Genomic DNA, 16297 nt, shown 5'->3' on the forward strand with positions numbered 1-16297 from the left:
TATCCTTCGCGTGCTAACTCAATTTTACAACTAAAAAATGCCTGTTTTAATACTGTCTTTGTTACCTATGTACAAGCCCACTCAACAAGAGCGGGCTATTTGTTTACCATGGCAACTTATTGTTGTTCAGTGCTCGTTGCAATGCTCGAACCATATTAGAAACAGGACTGATAGTACCGTCAACCGTAATTCCTAATGCTTTTTGCATCGCTTTGATTGTTGCTTCACCACATAGACCATCAATTACACCAGAATAATATTCTCTTGCTTTGAGGCCCATCTGGATTGCACGAATCATGTCGGATCCGATCAAAGTAGTATCAAATTCTGCGGAAAAGATATTTTGATTGTACTTTTGTTTGTATTGATGACTAATCACTTTATCTCTAGTTGTATTGTAGTATTCTTGCAATTGCCGATCGTAACAATTCGATAGAAATGATGCGTTAATCGAGTGCTCATGTATGAATCATGACTATCAGTATGGATTCCGTTCCAATAATACCGGTATGCCCTTCTGATCCATGAGAAGCCCCAGGAGTTCCGACGATAAAGATATCCCCCTCTTCTCACTTCTGCACGACTAATTTTTTTGAGCACTGTTCCATTCATGGCAAATAGCGTTTCTGTTTCACACGTTTTAACACTTTAATTCCATTAACTTCCGTTGTGCATGCTCTTTGTATACTTCTGGCGCTTCACCGATCAAATCCATCAAAGAAGGATAAAAGAACGGACCTGTTGGCTGTCACTTGGTAATATAGAAGTCTGTACCTTAGACAATTACATGAGGAATACCGTATATAGCTTTCAAGTCAACCGCAACATCTTGAGCTGGTATAAACCATGCTGTTTGCGAATAAATTGGTGTGACTTCGTCTGGCAAGTCTTTGGGTCTAGCTTTACCGACTAGACCTGTCCCAAATTAGCGAAACATAGCCTGTTGCTTATCAGTAATTGTATAGGATAGTTAACTTAGCTCAAAAACAGTCAATTATAATAATGGATTGTCTACGATTCATCGGCTTGTTTTAGTAGTGTGGGGTTCTCGTAAATTCGGCATTCCACGCATTCTTGCTAAAGTTGCTGCAGTACGTCTGAACCTATGAGCATGGACGTTTGTTACTCCTGCTCGCTCCCCTAACCGTTTTACAAGCTTCTGAATTCCTGCTGACGTCATTTGGTTGCACAAAGGAAAATGGTGAACCAGTTACACCTTACTCTATTAAATGGTCAGCAAATAAAGTCAAAAAAATTTGGCTCTCGATTTCCATTATCATTCATTGAGACACACTCATGCGACTATGCTATTAAAAGTAGGAACAAAGCCGAAAGCTGTTCAAAAGCAATTGGGTCATTCAAGAATCTCACCCACTTTAGATAAATATGTACACGTTACAAAACAAATGAAAAGCGAGACAGTTGATCTCTTCTAAGAATCGCTAGTATCAAAAGTTGCTCTATTTATGTAGCTTTTATATTGTGTAATATCAGATACAGTATGCGCAGCGTAAACTACCTTTTGCAATAATGGATCTGCTTTAAATCTGTTGAATTTACCGATCCATTTTATTTTTCTTCTTTTTACGTAGGGACAAGCAAGCAGTTTCTATTCTTTTTCTTCAGAATAGACTTCCCCCACGACTTCCCCTACAGAAAATCTTTCGGAATTTTGCGAGGGTACTAAAATTATATGTCCGGGCCTTATATCATTTTGAAACTTAATCATTTGCTTAGCAGCAGATCCCATTTTTCTTTTGTTTCTAGAGTTGAACACAAGTCCATTTTCACTTATCAATTTAGCCCTAATTGTATCTGAATTCCAAACGTTCTGATCAACTTCTTCTGCAGAAATTTCGTTCCATCCTATCGCAATATAGTTATTGATAAGAAAGTCATCATAAAATATTCCGCCTTCGCCTCTTACAAGCCAGTATTTAGTGTTCGGATCAAACTGTGGTAAATTTCTTATTGTGCTTTCTTGTATAATATTTTACATAAACTCCGCCTCTTCTGATTCATATCTGCTAAATAAATTAAACCAAAAGGAAGCCTCGAAAACAAGCGTTTTCCTAGGCTTCCTATAGCAGATACAATCGTATGAGGATTATGTAAGAATTATACCAAACGACAGTTTGCATTTGAACAAAAAGGAGACAAGACACTACTACTAAATCAATAAATAAATATTGTATTCATGTTTTTAGCCGTTGATTTTACATCTACATCGTTTTATAATATATTTGTACTAATTAAATAAAGAGAGAGGGTATTTTTATGAAGAAACTGTCAGTCACCACTTTTTCTATTTTCACGCTCCTTTCAACTTTTTTATTGTCAGGTCCTAGTGTAGCAAATGCAACTACTGTGCCCCCTGCTCAACAAGCAACTTCTGCACAAGTTGAAGAAACAGATGTACAATTTTATTTCATCTCAAATCAACAAGCATTCGACGCAGCAGAATCTGCAGGTATAAATGTGAAGACTATTTTAGGCGAAGATAAATACAAAGCCGCTCTAAGACAGGATATGCTCCGTACAGGTAGCTCTTGGATCAAAACTTATAAGGTTGGCAAAGAAACAAGAATATCAATTGGAGTAAACTCAGCAATAGTAAAAACATGGAAGTATGGTGGACGAGCAGCTATTTATGCTATCCAAGCTTATGGAGCAGTTGTAGGACTCCCTTTGGATGCAATGGTGGCAAATGGAATGCATAATCAATTAAAATCCGTAAATGGCAACCGTGGTCATCAATGGGAAATTGGTACTAAGCCTTGGAGAATTATATCTAGTCGGACCCAAATGGGTGGTGGAGGAAGAGGCTTTTAGTCTACAGTCTAAAAAAGCAGTGAAAATCACTGCTTTTTTATTTTGTCTTTTAATTGTGAATAAAAAATTTTTAATTGCTCCGTTACCGGAATTCCTGTTTCTTTTTTTATTCTTAGCATCTCACCAATATGAACTGCAAAAATACCATAGAAAAAATAAGCTAAAACAGCCGCTACTAAAATGGATATAATAGAAATGATTATTAGCATTCTTAACCCTCCAATTGTTTATGGAATCTTTTTATTTTAGTCTATAAGAAATATATAAAAATTAATAGTAAATTTTTCTCAAATTAATTTTTATTTAATATACGATTTGTTTTTTTACTGCAACATATGTATTGACCGCCGAAGCGGGCTATTTGTTTACCATGGAAGTTTATTGCTATTCAATGCTCTCTGTAATGCCTTAACCATATCGGATTGCGGACTGATAATACCATCAACCGTTGTTCCTAATGCTTTTTGCATCGCTTTGATTGTTGCTTCACCACATAGACCATCAATTACACCAGAATAATATTCTCTTGCTTTGAGACCCATCTGGATTGCACGAATCACGTCGGTTCCGATCAAAGTAGTATCAAATTCTGCGGAATAGATATTTTGATTGTACTTTTGTTTGTATTGATGACTAATCACTTTATCTCTAGTTGTATTGTAGTATTCTTGCAAACGTAGAGTAACGAGTGATTCCCATTACCCATCGATTGCCAATTTGATCATTTGAGCACTGTTGTCAATATTTACATCAGAATTGCCGATCGTAACAATTCGATAGAAATGATGCGTTAATCGAGTGCTCATGTATGAATCATGGCTGTCTGTGTGAATTCCCTTCCAATAATACCGGTATGCCCTTCTGATCCATGAGAAGCCCCAGGAGTTCCGACGATAAAGATATCCCCTCTTCACACTTCTGCACGACTAATTTTTTTGAGCACTGTTCCATTCATGGCAAATAGCGTTTCTGTTTCACACGTTTCAACCTGGATACTAGAATGTAGTTTTTTATTTCGTCGGATAACTGACTTTTAAAACATCTTTTATTTGCTATAATTTAAGTAAAAAGTAGGTGTAAAGAATGGATACTGCATTAAAACTTCGATTACTTAAAGAAAAAAATTTACTCAAAAACCAAACTCATATAGAAGTGATGCGTCTATTAACAGACTCAAAGCTTATTGAAAAGTTGACGAGTATTGAACATAAAAATCTATTGAGTTATATCTGGAATTTAATCGGAATAGCAGAAATACCGAATTCAATTTACCTAGAACACACACAAAACTTAATGCTCTTTATTAATAAAAATTTATCCACTGACAAAGGTTTTTCTTACACCGGATCAATTAATGATATTGTTCCTTGTTACAATGCAATGATTTTTGAAGCTTACTGCCGACTTGGTTTACATCAATCTACAGAGGCTCAAAATGCGCTTTATTGGATTAAAAACTATCAAGTTTTTGATCGTGTTACGAAAACTACTTGGCCCTACAGTGGTATTTGTAAACATGGCGGATGTATGAAGAATGTTCCTTGTTATATTGGTATAGGTAAAACAATTCGAGCATTAAATACCTATCTTGAATTTTCTCCTGTTCCAGATAAAGAGGTAAATCATTTAATTCATATCGGATTAGAATATATGTTACAGCACAATATGTTCCAACGCCTAAGTAATCGTCAACCGATTAGTGCTCATATTACCGACATTATGTTTCCTCAAAGTTATATGCTCTCCTTTACGGATCTTGTTTATATAGTCAGTAAAACAAAAAGTTTTAATCGCCCAGAAGTTTCCCCACTGTTGGAAGTGCTCCGAAAAAAACAAACATCTTCTGGCGGATGGAAAACTGATTATAACTATTCTTATAACGGCTATACTCCATTTGATAACAGAAGAAAAGATTCTGAATGGATAACTGCATTATTCTCTACCTGGTTAGGGTCCATTATTTTATGACCGCTTCAAAGTCAACTATTTCGGTGGATAAATGAATCGGCATAAAATAACATTTCCTTTTTATTTTATAGATGTATAATATTGGACAAACGCTATAAGGGGTGATACTTCGTGTTACAACATTTGATTAAAAGACTAATTGCAACTTTTTTCGTTGGCATCGTATTCTATTTATTTTGCCTTATTACTAATACTCCCCATCCAGAAATAATTAGTTCCCTAGTTAAATTTTTTATTGCGGTTTTACTTGTTGATACTGCTACTTACTTTCTCAAGAAAAAGTCACCGAAGAATATCTAATCTCTATTCTAAACTAGCTTTCTAGCTATTTTTTTTGTTGGATTGCTGACTTAATCATGTTGTGCCTAAATCAAGAATGTTGTAGTTATCGTTGTACTCCAACTAAGGTTCTTCGCATACTTCCCCACCAACTGTTGTGGTAACTTTTGCATCAGATGGCTAGTTTTTTAGTTCCTCAATTAGTTCAGCAACTGTCATTTATTTCCCCCCTATTCCGCTATTTCTGTCGATACTAGACTAATTCCCATTGATTATTCTTTTGGTTAAATCCAATTTTTTCTAAATCTACATTTTGATTGAATCTTCAAATCAGATTTGTTGAATACAGATAAACTTTGTACTTACCTTCACAAAGGTTAAGAGACTCATACATGGATGGTGAAAATCTTTCTGGCATATAAGCCCACATATTAATTGTACCAATTAAATAGTTTAGTTGTTCTCTATGTTCTTTTGTGTCTCAGTCTGTATTCCATGTCTTCTTGCTAAAGTTGCTGCAGTACGTCTGAAACTATAAGGCTGGACGTTTACTACTCCTGCTCGCTTCCCTAATTATTTTACAAGCTTCTGAATTCCTGCTGACGTCATTTGTTTGCACAATGGAAATGGTGAACCAGTTACACCTAACTCTATTAAATGGTCAGCAAATAAAGTAAAAAAAAATTTGCCTACGAGCTAATCTAATCGTAGGCAAATGGTAGACAAAATATATCTTTGGACATGAAAAACTTAATTCATTTTCAAAAATCCTTTGCTATTTCTTCGGCTCATCCTCGTCCATTTTCAGAACGGCCATGAAGGCTTCCTGCGGAACTTCTACTGAACCGATTTGTTTCATGCGTTTCTTACCTTCTTTTTGTTTCTCTAGGAGTTTCCGTTTACGAGAAACATCCCCACCATAACATTTCGCTAAAACATTTTTGCGAAGAGCCTTGATATCGGAGCGAGCCACGATTTTTTGGCCGATCGCTGCTTGTATCGGTACTTCGAATTGTTGACGCGGGATGAGTTTTTTCAATTTTTCTACGATGGCTTTTCCGCGTTCATAGGCAAAATCTCGGTGAACAATAAAGCTTAATGCATCGACTTTCTCAGCGTTCAACAAGATGTCCATTTTAACTAACTTGCTGGTACGGTAACCGGACATTTCATAATCCAGTGATGCGTAACCTTTTGTGCTGGATTTCAGTTTGTCAAAGAAATCAAAGACGATTTCAGATAATGGAATTTCATAGACGACATTGACCCGATAATCATCTAGGTAGTCCATGGTGACAAAATCTCCCCGTTTACGCTGTGAGAGTTCCATAACTGCACCTACATAGTCATTTGGTACCATGATTTGTGCTTTGACAAAAGGTTCTTCGACATTTTCAATAGTACCTGGTTCAGGGAAATCTGCTGGATTATCGACTGTCACGGTTGTTCCGTCTGTCTTGTTGACATGATAGATAACAGAAGGCGCTGTCGTGATCAATTCCAAATTGAACTCACGTTCTAAACGCTCTTGAACAACATCCATATGCAAGAGACCTAGGAAACCGCAACGGAAACCAAAGCCTAGCGCTTGAGAAGTTTCAGGCTCGAATTGGAGTGCCGCATCATTCAATTGCAGCTTCTCTAATGCTTCCCGCAGATCATTGTAACGAGAAGTATCGATTGGATAGAGTCCACAATACACCATTGGATTCATTTGACGATACCCTTCCAAAGCTTCTTGGGCTGGATTATTTGCTAGTGTCACAGTATCCCCTACTTGTGTATCTTTCACTGTTTTGATAGCTGCTGTGATATAACCAACATCTCCCACCATCAATGCATCCCGTTGGATCGCTTTAGGTGAAAACACCCCAACTTCGGTGACATCAAAGGTTTTTCCATTACTCATCATTTGAATTTTATCCCCAGGTTTGACCATCCCATCCATGATACGGACGTTCAGAACAACCCCTCGATAAGAATCGTAGACAGAATCAAAGATCAATGCTTTCAATGGCGCTTCAATATCTCCAGCTGGTGCCGGTACATATTCGACAATTTGTTCTAAGATATCTTCGATGCCAATTCCGGCTTTGGCACTAGCTAAAACCGCTTCACTTGCATCGATACCGATAACGTCTTCGATTTCTGTACGTACTCGTTCTGGGTCTGCTGCTGGCAGATCGATTTTATTGATGACTGGTAAGATCTCTAAGTCGTTGTCCAGAGCCAAATAAACATTGGCTAATGTTTGAGCTTCAATCCCTTGAGCTGCATCCACAACCAATACAGCACCTTCACACGCAGCCAAACTCCGCGATACTTCATAAGTGAAATCCACGTGTCCTGGTGTGTCGATCAAATGGAAAATATAGGTTTCACCATCTTTTGCGGTATAATTCAACTCAACCGCATTCAATTTAATGGTGATTCCCCGTTCCCGTTCTAAGTCCATGGAGTCTAATAATTGATTTTGCATTTCTCTGGACGTTACCGTATGAGTTTGTTCCAAAATCCGATCGGCTAGCGTAGACTTTCCGTGGTCAATATGAGCGATAATGGAAAAGTTACGAATCTTTTCCTGTCGTTTTTTCATTTCTTCTATATTCATGGATACGTTCCTCATTTCTTTTAGTCAGCTTTTCTATTATACCAACGAAATGCTGATAATTAAAGTATTTTTCTTGACCGATATCTAAACAAATTTGTTCAGGTTTTGCTATACTATAGCTAGTAAATAAATTGGAGTTGAAAGAATGGACAATAATTTTCATCAAGATTTGCATATTCGACCAGTAGAAGAAAAAGATGTCGATCAGTTCAATGAGCTTCTAAGCTATGTTTTTCAAATCACTGAGTCGGATATCGAGGAAAGCGGTTATGAAAGCAAGCGTGAAATGATCAAATCAAAACGACCAATCTTGGAATTATCTAAAGTGTTCGGGTGGTTCAACGGTGATCAGCTTGTTTCACAAATTGCTGTCTATCCCTGTGAAGTGAACATTCATGGAACTCTTTACAAAATGGGCGGCGTGACCGGTGTCGGAACTTACCCTGAATATGCGGGACATGGACTGATGAAAGACTTGATCAAACTCGCTCTTGAAACGATGCGAGCAGACAAGCAATGGATCTCTTATCTCTATCCTTATAATGTTCCTTATTATCGTCGTAAGGGCTGGGAGATGATGTCAGATAAATTAACCTTCAAAATACGTGATACCCAGTTACCAAAAACGGTGGAAGTTCCAGGGATCGTTGAACGAAAAGAGGTAGATGATCCTGACGTTTTTACTGTCTATAATCAATTTTCAAGAGAAAATCATGGCGCATTACAGCGGACCGCTTTTCACTGGGAAGAATACTGGCGCTACGAAAACGAAGAAAGCCGAACAGCAGCTGTCTATTATAATAAAAGTGGTCACCCCACTGGTGTGCTTTTTTATTGGGTCGCCGAAGAAGTCTTTCACGTAAAAGAAATGTTTTACTTGAATCAAGAAGCCCGCAATGGATTATGGAACTTTATCTCGGCTCATTTCTCTATGGTCTACTGGGTCAAAGGCGATATTTATAAAAATGAACCTTTGGCTTTCTTGTTGGAAGACAGCCAAATCAAAGAAACGATCGAACCTTACTATATGGCACGCATCGTTGACGTAACAGAGTTTTTGAAAAAATTCCCCTTTAAAGCATTCGATCAGCCTTTTCATTTCGTTGTCTCCGATCCTGTTGCTGAATGGAATAATGGTATTTTTGGATTGAACTATGCTAAAGGTGAAGTCATCGTTTCGAATGATCCGATCGGAAAAGCGGTCCAATTAGATATCCAAACGTTAACTTGCGTACTGATGAATTATCGAAGACCTGCGTATTTGGCTCGAATCGAGCGTCTCCATACCGATTCGGATACGTTACAGTTATTGGAGACTATTATTCCTGATATGGAAGCTTATTTTGGCGACTATTTTTAATCATGTTGATAAAATGAAGGAGAATGAAAATGAATATTTACTTTGCAGCCCCCCTCTTTGCTAAAAGTGATCTGCTTTATAATGCCGATCTAGTCAATCAAATCCGAAGCACCTATCCTCAAGCAGATATCTATTTGCCACAAGAAAATGCATCCATTAATGATAAGTCTGCTTATGCTGATAGTAAAATGATAGCTCAAGCTGATACAGAAAAAGTATTGGAAAGTGACCTAATGATTGCATTATTAGATGGTCTAACGATCGATCCAGGCGTAGCTTCAGAAATCGGCGTGGCTTTTGCCAAAGAAATCCCTGTCTTAGGGCTATATACAGACAGTCGCCAACAAGGAGCAGATAATCAGCAAAAGATTACTGCACTGAAAACTGTAGCCGAAAATCAATTTCATTATTTGAATCTCTATACAGTCGGTTTGATCAAACTGAATGGAGAGATCTATTCTTCAGAAACTGCTTTACTAGAAGGCTTGGCTGCCTATCTCGGGGAGGAACAATAAATGGGTGAGAATTATAAACGTTTATTAAAACTATTTACACTATTTGGCTTCCTTGTTTTCGCATTTTCTGTTTGGGAATTCTTTCAAGGTGTCTATCCTAAACAGCAAGCACTGATTTTTCTAGTTCAAGCATTACTAGGTATTTTGTTGATCTATGTACCTGAATTCAGTAAAAAGCTGTTCCGTATTCAACTTCCCAATGCGACTATTTACTTTTATTGGTTCTTTCTGTTGATCTCGGTCTTTATGGGAACGATTTTGCATCTGATTGAAATTATTTCCTTCTGGGATAAAGTACTGCACACAGTTAGTCCGATGGTTCTGACAGCAGTTGGTTATGGGCTGATCTGTATGTTCCTAAAAGATGTTCCAGTACGAGAAGTTTCTCCATGGCTTTTTCTTCTGATGGGATTTGCTTTTGCAGGCCTGTGTGGTGTTTTTTGGGAGTTCTGGGAGTTTATCTGCGATTCGCTTGGTGGAATGAATCTGCAGCGCTATGCGACGCTAGAAGGCACCCCATTCATTGGCCGCGAGGCATTGATGGATACGATGGGTGATCTTTTGACGAACACGATCGGAGCTGTATTGATGGGATTGATTGCTTACTTCCAAGGGCGAGGCAAGCCTGATTATTTTGAAAGCTATCGTATCAAAAAAATTAAACAGTAATTTTTATCAACTGTCTGAACTAATAAAATTAGTTCAGACAGTTTTTTTATCCGAATGATTTCGCAAAAACTAATTTTGACAATGATCTTTTTTTGGCAAAAATCTCCCAAATTCATTGAACCCGCTTTCATTAATAAAGGAATAAACGTTATTTAATAATTTATGTTATTGGACGAGTCCTCTTTATACCAATAATTGCAAAAAGAATTGCCTGAAATGCAGTGTATTTGATTTCACGATTCTCAAAAGGTCTGTTATAATATTTAACAATAAGTCGACCTGGAAGTCAGTAAGGAGATCGCCATGATTTTGACGGTATTTTTTCTTTTGTGCTGCATGATCTTTTCATCTATTACCTATGCCTTTTCTAAAGATGCACGAAAATTCGTCCAACCCCTGCCTATTAAAATCATTTTCATTGCTTCTGCGGCGATTGCCGTTTGGACAATGTTCTTTTCCGTGATTGCGCTAGTAGCTTGGGTCGTTTAAAAAAGCATTCTTGCATGTTTCGAGTGAAGACTCGCTCCTGTGCAAGAATGCTTTTTTACTGTGCTTTTAAAATAATGAAATTTCACTTAATGGCCAGTAACGCAAGATAACTTTTCCTTGCATTTGATCGGCATCCACCACACCGAAAGAACGGCTATCTCTTGAAATCAGACGATTGTCTCCCATAACAAAATATTTTCCCTTAGGGACGGTAATAGAGAAATCTTCAGTGAATTGGGTTGCACTGGCCGCGATTTGCTGGAATAATTCCCGGTAGCTATATTCCTTTTGCAACTGATCATCCGCAAATTGCTTCTTAAAATCTTCTAAGTACTCTTCGTGATACTCTTTGCCATTGATTGTCAGGACGTCATTTTTCATCTCGATTTTATCTCCAGGCAAGCCAATTAGGCGTTTCACCGCAATTTTACTGGTATCGTCCGGTTCTACGCAAATAATCACGTCTTGCCGCTGATAACTTGAAATCTTGGAAGCAATCAAGCGTTGTCCATCAGCCAAAGTCGGATCCATTGAATGCCCGCTGACTTTGACAGGCGTTAAAATAAACAATCGAACAACAATAATCACCACAATAAAAGCGAGAATAAACCAATTCTCTTTTAAAAATTTCTGCATCTTATTTTATTTGCTCCTTCAACTATTTTCTCAGTAGATCCTTCATTAGAAAATAGACCTGCGTTTTGCGTTTACTTCTCAATCTTACGTTTAATTTGCCTTTTCGGCAAGTAAAATCTTTTTACGAAAGGTTTTTTTTACGAGAAATTTACCAATCTTTGTTTAATAAAAAGGAAGTTCTTAAACCACATTGACGTAGCATAATAACATGATGATTTTTTTATTCAAAAGAAAAAACCTGAAAAATAGCGGAATAGGCAGAAGACTTTTTTCAGGTCTTTCCCACAGTATCATTCCGTCTATCATTCAGGTAATTCAAGGGTTATTTCTCTCATTTAAGTTAGATGACTAAGAAATCTCTTATTCACTTATCGGTGTATTTTCAAAAACAAGCTGGTCATTCAACACTTCTATCGTCACTTTTGTTTTCGGCAGAACACGTCCTGCAACGATTTCTTTAGCCAGAGGTGTTTCTACCTCCCGTGTAATGAAACGTCGCAATGGTCTTGCGCCATAAGCGGGTTCGTACGAATGCTCTGCGATCCATTTTTTGGCTTCTTCTGTAATGGATAACTGAATGTCTTGATTTTCCAATCGTTGAGACAATTGAGCAATAATTTTATCCACGATACCTGTAACATTGGCTAGGCTTAGTGGCGTGAACAAAATTGTATCATCGATACGGTTCAAGAACTCTGGTTTAAAATGACCGCGTAATAGCGAACGAACATTTTCAGCCACCGATTCTGGAATCGTTCCTTCCCCAGTCACACCATCTAATAGTATTTGCGAGCCAATATTGCTCGTCATGATCAAGACCGTGTTCTTGAAATCTACCACTCGACCTTTTGAATCCGTCAATCGGCCGTCATCCAATACTTGCAATAAAATATTGAAAACATCTGGATGGGCTTTTTCGATCTCATCCAATAAGACGATCGTATAAGGGTTACGGCGAACAGCTTCTGTCAGTTGGCCACCTTCTTCAAAACCAACATAACCTGGAGGTGCTCCGACTAAACGTGACACAGAATGTTTCTCCATGTACTCACTCATGTCAATCCGCACCATATGATCTTCTGAATCAAACAGATTGACGGCTAACGCTTTGGCTAACTCGGTCTTACCGACTCCTGTTGGCCCTAAGAATAGGAAAGAACCTAATGGTCGATTCGGATCTTGGAGACCTGCACGGGAACGGATCACCGCATCACTTACTGCATCGACTGCCTCGTCTTGGCCAATCACGCGTTGATGGAGTGTTTCATTCAATTTCAGTAGTTTTTCCCGTTCGCCTTCTACCAATTTCGCAACCGGAATGCCTGTTAGGCGACCAACAACTAGTGCAATTTCGTTTTCAGTCACAGATTCTTGCACCATTCGAACGCCTTCCGCTTGGTTTTTTGCTTCCAATTCGGCAAGTTCTTTTTCTAATTGCGGAATCGTTCCATGGCGTAAAACAGCAGCGCGCTCTAAATCATAATTATTTTCAGCATCTTCTAATTCATGTTTAGCTTTGTCGATTTCTGCCCGTTTATTGGAAACCGCATTGACTTCATCTTTCTCAGTTTCCCATTGCATCTTCATGGTATTGGCTTCTTCCCGCAAATCAGCTAATTCTTCTTGCAGGTTTGCCAACCGTTTTTTAGAAGCATCATCCGTTTCTTTTTTCAATGCGGCTTCTTCAATTTCCAGCTGCATTAAACGTCGCGTGACTTGATCGAGTTCAGTTGGCATTGAATTCATTTCTACGCGGATCGTTGCACTCGCTTCATCAATCAGATCGATTGCTTTATCCGGTAAAAAGCGATCTGTGATATAACGATCGGATAATGTCGCTGCAGCAACTAGTGCATTGTCATGAATGTTGACCCCGTGATGGATCTCAAAGCGTTCTTTTAGTCCCCGCAAGATCGAGATGGTATCTTCAACCGTTGGTTCCTTGACTAAAACTTTTTGGAAACGACGTTCCAAAGCTTTATCTTTTTCCATATATTGACGGTATTCGTCCAATGTTGTTGCACCGATCGTATGAAGTTCGCCACGAGCCAGCATTGGTTTTAGTAAATTACCAGCATCCATGCTGCCTTCCGTTTTGCCGGCACCCACGATATTGTGGATCTCATCAATAAATAAGATGATCCGTCCTTCAGATTTCTTGACTTCTTTCAAGACCGCCTTCAACCGTTCTTCAAATTCACCACGGAATTTTGCTCCAGCGATCAATGCGCCCATGTCTAAAGAGAAAATCGTTTTGTCTTTTAAGTTTTCCGGTACATCTTTTCTAACGATTCGTTGCGCCAGTCCTTCAACGATCGCTGTTTTACCGACACCAGGCTCTCCAATCAAAACAGGATTATTTTTGGTTTTTCTTGAAAGAATACGAATCACATCGCGGATCTCTTCATCCCGGCCAATGATCGGATCCATTTTTCCACTGCGGACTTGTTGAACGAGGTCCACACCATATTTTTCTAAGGCTTTGTATTGTTCTTCTTGGTTTTGAGATGTCACACGTTCTCCCCCTCTCAAAGATTCAATGGTTGCTTTTAATTCTTTTTCATTGATTCCTTGACCTTTTAAGTAATTGGTCAATGGATGGTTTTTTAGTTTCATTAATGCGAGTAAAACGACTTCAGTCGATAAATACTCATCATTGAACTCTTTTTTTAGTTGGTCTGCTTCAGAAAGCAAACGAAATAAGTTTTGACTCATGCTTTGTCCGTATTGAACATTGCCACCTTCAACAGATGGGATTTCATCCAATAGTCGGTCAACTTCCTTCTCGAAAGCATCGACATCAAGACCAGCGTCCGTATAAAAATTGCGGCCAAATTGATTGGCTTGCAATAAAATTTTCCATAAATGAGCGATATCGATCTCCTGATGATGGCGTGTTACCGCTACTTGTTGTGCTTCTGCAATGGCACTTTGTAAAGTTGTTGTCATTTTTTCTGGGTTCATTGTTCTACCTCCCCGTCATTTCTAGGATTTCTCCTACATTGTAGTATACCACTTTGGTCAGTAATGGTCAAAAGATATGCAAGCACTTTTTGACTTTCTTTTTTAGCAAACTATCAGCAAAAGTTGACATAAGGAAAGCTAAGATGGTATGCTTAATGAACCATTTCAACGGAGGAAAAGCAGATGTCACGCTACTATTTTAAATTTATCTTTAAATTTATCAGAAAATCTGCTCTTAACAAGAACACGATGAAGCATTGTTAAGAGCCTACAAGCGCCTAGCGCATCTGCTTCATCAAAGACTCGGAGTGAGGTTTCTTTCTCATGCCCTGGTTTTTGATGGATACTAAAAAGATTGTAAGCTGTAGACAATGACTGTCTATGGCTTTTTTATATGGAGGAAAATTATGTTAACACTATCAAATCTATCGCAACAATTCGGCGACAAAATCTTGTATGAAGAAGTCAGCGTTCAAATCAATCGTGGCGAGAAAGTCGGACTGATTGGACGAAATGGTGCCGGAAAAAGTACCTTGATCAAGATCATTACCGGGGAGATTCTTCCTGATGAAGGCCAGGTCACTTTCCCAAAAAATCTGAAAATGGGCTATTTGGATCAATATGTCAATGTGGACGAAACCCAAACCATTCGCGATTTCTTACGCTCAGCCTTTGCTGCTGATTTTGAAAAAGAGGCAAAAATTGCTTCACTATATGGTGAATATGCTGAAACATTGGATGATGAGTTACTTGAAAAAGCCGGTGAATTACAAAATCAATTGGATCAAGGTTCCTTCTATCAAATGGACACACTGATTGCTGACTTAGCGGAAGGTCTGGGCATTGCCATTCTTGGTATGGAGACCCCACTGGTCAATTTAAGTGGTGGGCAGCGATCAAAATTAATCTTAGCAAAAATGTTATTGGAAAAACCCGATATGCTGATCTTGGATGAACCAACCAATCACTTAGATGATGAGCACATCAAGTGGCTGGTTCAATTTCTCCAGGATTTCAATGGCACCTATTTGGTGGTTTCTCATGACCAACAGTTTCTCAACCAGATCACGACGCATATCATCGATATCGAATTTGGCAAATTAACGAAATATACCGGCAATCTCGAAAAATCACTGAAGCTCAAAGCGTTGCAAAATGAAAGTTATTTGAAACAATATGAAGCCCAACAGGCACATATCAAGAAAACAGAAGCCTATATTCGAAAATATAAAGCGGGTTCTCGTTCTACGATGGCTAAAAGCCGAGAAAAACAATTAGCGAAAATCGAACGATTAACGCCACCAACAGATGCGCCGACACCGCATATTGCTTTTCCTTATGCCCCTATCGTCACAACATTGGCGTTGGAAACAACACACTTAGAAATTGGCTATGACAAACCGCTTTTGTCACCGATCGATTTGACGATACGCTACGGTGAAAAAATCGCTATTCGCGGGTTTAATGGAATTGGGAAATCAACGTTGATCAAGACACTCTTAGGTCAGATACCGGCTATCAATGGATCGGTTTCATTTCCCCAACACACAAAATTCAATTATTTCTCGCAAGACTTAACTTGGGAACAACCATTACAAAATCCTTTGCACTATATGAGCGATAAATTTCCTAAAGCTACAATCAAAGAACTACGCCGCCAATTATCCCGTGCAGGATTGCCGAGTCAGCTGGCACAAGAAGCGCTAAAATCATTGAGTGGTGGCGAACAAACAAAAGTCAAACTTGCTGAAATGATGATGATCAAAAGCAATTTTCTTCTATTGGATGAGCCTACTAATCATATTGACCAAGCAACCAAAGATAATCTGAATGCAGCACTGGCTGATTTTCAAGGAACTGTCTTAGTGGTTTCCCACGAAGCCGATTTCTACGAAGACTTTGCAGATCGAATTATTGAATTAAGTGAATAAGTACGACACTAAAAAATCTCGAAGAAGTGCCGAAATTTCAGCG

At 38.5% G+C, this 16297-nt stretch carries 16 protein-coding genes and 1 pseudogene; 8 read left to right on the forward strand and 9 right to left on the reverse strand.

The genetic code is table 11. The features are described 5' to 3' along the window. Positions 1-103 precede the first annotated feature (103 nt). From IGJ45_RS08875 to IGJ45_RS08885, 3 genes and pseudogenes are all read right to left on the reverse strand, one after another. On the reverse strand, positions 104-412 hold the full coding sequence (locus tag IGJ45_RS08875) for a peptidoglycan-binding domain-containing protein (RefSeq protein ID WP_347083341.1): 309 nt from the start codon (positions 410-412) through the stop codon (positions 104-106). A gap of 46 nt (positions 413-458) precedes the next feature. After that, positions 459-557 carry a hypothetical protein gene (locus IGJ45_RS08880; RefSeq protein ID WP_205223785.1) on the reverse strand — a complete coding sequence of 33 codons (99 nt, stop codon included), beginning with the start codon at positions 555-557 and terminating at the stop codon, positions 459-461. Between the two features lie 503 nt (positions 558-1060). After that, a pseudogene (locus tag IGJ45_RS08885) lies at positions 1061-1180 on the reverse strand (site-specific recombinase); the annotation flags it as partial. Between the two features lie 124 nt (positions 1181-1304). Here IGJ45_RS08885 and IGJ45_RS08890 point away from each other — a divergent pair. Next, positions 1305-1436, forward strand: coding sequence for a hypothetical protein (locus IGJ45_RS08890; RefSeq protein ID WP_230322254.1), 132 nt, complete (start codon positions 1305-1307; stop codon positions 1434-1436). Between the two features lie 841 nt (positions 1437-2277). Then, positions 2278-2832, forward strand: coding sequence for a hypothetical protein (locus IGJ45_RS08895; protein ID WP_195957211.1), 555 nt, complete (start codon positions 2278-2280; stop codon positions 2830-2832). Between the two features lie 26 nt (positions 2833-2858). Here IGJ45_RS08895 and IGJ45_RS08900 read toward each other — a convergent pair whose 3' ends face one another. The 3 genes from IGJ45_RS08900 to IGJ45_RS08910 all read right to left on the reverse strand — a co-directional run bounded on the left by IGJ45_RS08900 (position 2859) and on the right by IGJ45_RS08910 (position 3733). After that, complete coding sequence (locus IGJ45_RS08900) at positions 2859-3041, reverse strand: hypothetical protein (RefSeq protein ID WP_103300809.1); 183 nt, start codon at positions 3039-3041, stop codon at positions 2859-2861. 156 nt (positions 3042-3197) lie between these two features. Next, positions 3198-3473 (reverse strand): peptidoglycan-binding domain-containing protein, encoded by a 276-nt coding sequence (locus IGJ45_RS08905; RefSeq protein WP_438768670.1) that lies wholly within the window; start codon positions 3471-3473, stop codon positions 3198-3200. Positions 3474-3634: 161 nt separating this feature from the next. After that, positions 3635-3733, reverse strand: coding sequence for a hypothetical protein (locus tag IGJ45_RS08910; protein WP_409531784.1), 99 nt, complete (start codon positions 3731-3733; stop codon positions 3635-3637). 182 nt (positions 3734-3915) lie between these two features. Between IGJ45_RS08910 and IGJ45_RS08915 the strand changes: the two genes are divergently transcribed. Then, entirely contained in the window at positions 3916-4800 is an 885-nt protein-coding gene (locus IGJ45_RS08915; protein ID WP_347083338.1) for a hypothetical protein, read from the forward strand. Between the two features lie 1054 nt (positions 4801-5854). Here IGJ45_RS08915 and lepA read toward each other — a convergent pair. Continuing rightward, a complete protein-coding gene (gene lepA / locus IGJ45_RS08920) occupies positions 5855-7690 on the reverse strand; it encodes a translation elongation factor 4 (protein WP_003126516.1) in 1836 nt (611 codons plus the stop codon). 145 nt (positions 7691-7835) lie between these two features. On the opposite strand from lepA, the gene IGJ45_RS08925 reads away from it, so the two are divergent. The 4 genes from IGJ45_RS08925 (at position 7836) to IGJ45_RS08940 (ending at position 10723) form a co-directional block, all read left to right on the forward strand. Further along, positions 7836-9050, forward strand: a complete 1215-nt coding sequence (locus IGJ45_RS08925; protein ID WP_103300807.1) for a GNAT family N-acetyltransferase — start codon at positions 7836-7838, stop codon at positions 9048-9050. A gap of 29 nt (positions 9051-9079) precedes the next feature. After that, the gene (locus IGJ45_RS08930) at positions 9080-9565 is read left to right on the forward strand and encodes a nucleoside 2-deoxyribosyltransferase (protein WP_113849648.1); all 486 of its coding nucleotides are present in this window, start codon (positions 9080-9082) and stop codon (positions 9563-9565) included. Further along, complete coding sequence (locus IGJ45_RS08935) at positions 9566-10234, forward strand: hypothetical protein (RefSeq protein WP_409531761.1); 669 nt, start codon at positions 9566-9568, stop codon at positions 10232-10234. A 303-nt stretch (positions 10235-10537) separates the two neighbouring features. Continuing rightward, entirely contained in the window at positions 10538-10723 is a 186-nt protein-coding gene (locus IGJ45_RS08940; protein ID WP_003126511.1) for a hypothetical protein, read from the forward strand. A gap of 66 nt (positions 10724-10789) precedes the next feature. On the opposite strand, the gene lepB is transcribed toward IGJ45_RS08940, so the two are convergent. Continuing rightward, positions 10790-11359 (reverse strand): signal peptidase I, encoded by a 570-nt coding sequence (gene lepB / locus IGJ45_RS08945; RefSeq protein WP_103300804.1) that lies wholly within the window; start codon positions 11357-11359, stop codon positions 10790-10792. A 360-nt stretch (positions 11360-11719) separates the two neighbouring features. After that, entirely contained in the window at positions 11720-14323 is a 2604-nt protein-coding gene (gene clpB, locus IGJ45_RS08950; protein ID WP_113849646.1) for an ATP-dependent chaperone ClpB, read from the reverse strand. Positions 14324-14730: 407 nt separating this feature from the next. On the opposite strand from clpB, the gene IGJ45_RS08955 reads away from it, so the two are divergent. After that, positions 14731-16254, forward strand: a complete 1524-nt coding sequence (locus IGJ45_RS08955) for an ABC-F family ATP-binding cassette domain-containing protein (protein ID WP_005471413.1) — start codon at positions 14731-14733, stop codon at positions 16252-16254. Positions 16255-16297: the final 43 nt, after the last annotated feature.

It is taken from the genome of Enterococcus sp. DIV0574 (genome assembly GCF_051711125.1).
GTDB lineage: Bacteria > Bacillota > Bacilli > Lactobacillales > Enterococcaceae > Enterococcus_D > Enterococcus_D gallinarum.

Excerpts from the sequence above, each read along its gene's own strand:
- IGJ45_RS08925 (WP_103300807.1), top strand. The coding sequence starts at position 7,836 with ATGGACAATAATTTTCATCAAGATTTGCATATTCGACCAGTAGAAGAA.
- lepA (WP_003126516.1), bottom strand. The coding sequence starts at position 7,690 with ATGAATATAGAAGAAATGAAAAAACGACAGGAAAAGATTCGTAACTTT.
- clpB (WP_113849646.1), bottom strand. The coding sequence starts at position 14,323 with ATGAACCCAGAAAAAATGACAACAACTTTACAAAGTGCCATTGCAGAA.
- lepB (WP_103300804.1), bottom strand. The coding sequence starts at position 11,359 with ATGCAGAAATTTTTAAAAGAGAATTGGTTTATTCTCGCTTTTATTGTG.
- IGJ45_RS08930 (WP_113849648.1), top strand. The coding sequence starts at position 9,080 with ATGAATATTTACTTTGCAGCCCCCCTCTTTGCTAAAAGTGATCTGCTT.
- IGJ45_RS08935 (WP_409531761.1), top strand. The coding sequence starts at position 9,566 with ATGGGTGAGAATTATAAACGTTTATTAAAACTATTTACACTATTTGGC.
- IGJ45_RS08940 (WP_003126511.1), top strand. The coding sequence starts at position 10,538 with ATGATTTTGACGGTATTTTTTCTTTTGTGCTGCATGATCTTTTCATCT.
- IGJ45_RS08900 (WP_103300809.1), bottom strand. The coding sequence starts at position 3,041 with ATGCTAATAATCATTTCTATTATATCCATTTTAGTAGCGGCTGTTTTA.
- IGJ45_RS08890 (WP_230322254.1), top strand. The coding sequence starts at position 1,305 with ATGCTATTAAAAGTAGGAACAAAGCCGAAAGCTGTTCAAAAGCAATTG.
- IGJ45_RS08915 (WP_347083338.1), top strand. The coding sequence starts at position 3,916 with ATGGATACTGCATTAAAACTTCGATTACTTAAAGAAAAAAATTTACTC.
- IGJ45_RS08955 (WP_005471413.1), top strand. The coding sequence starts at position 14,731 with ATGTTAACACTATCAAATCTATCGCAACAATTCGGCGACAAAATCTTG.
- IGJ45_RS08895 (WP_195957211.1), top strand. The coding sequence starts at position 2,278 with ATGAAGAAACTGTCAGTCACCACTTTTTCTATTTTCACGCTCCTTTCA.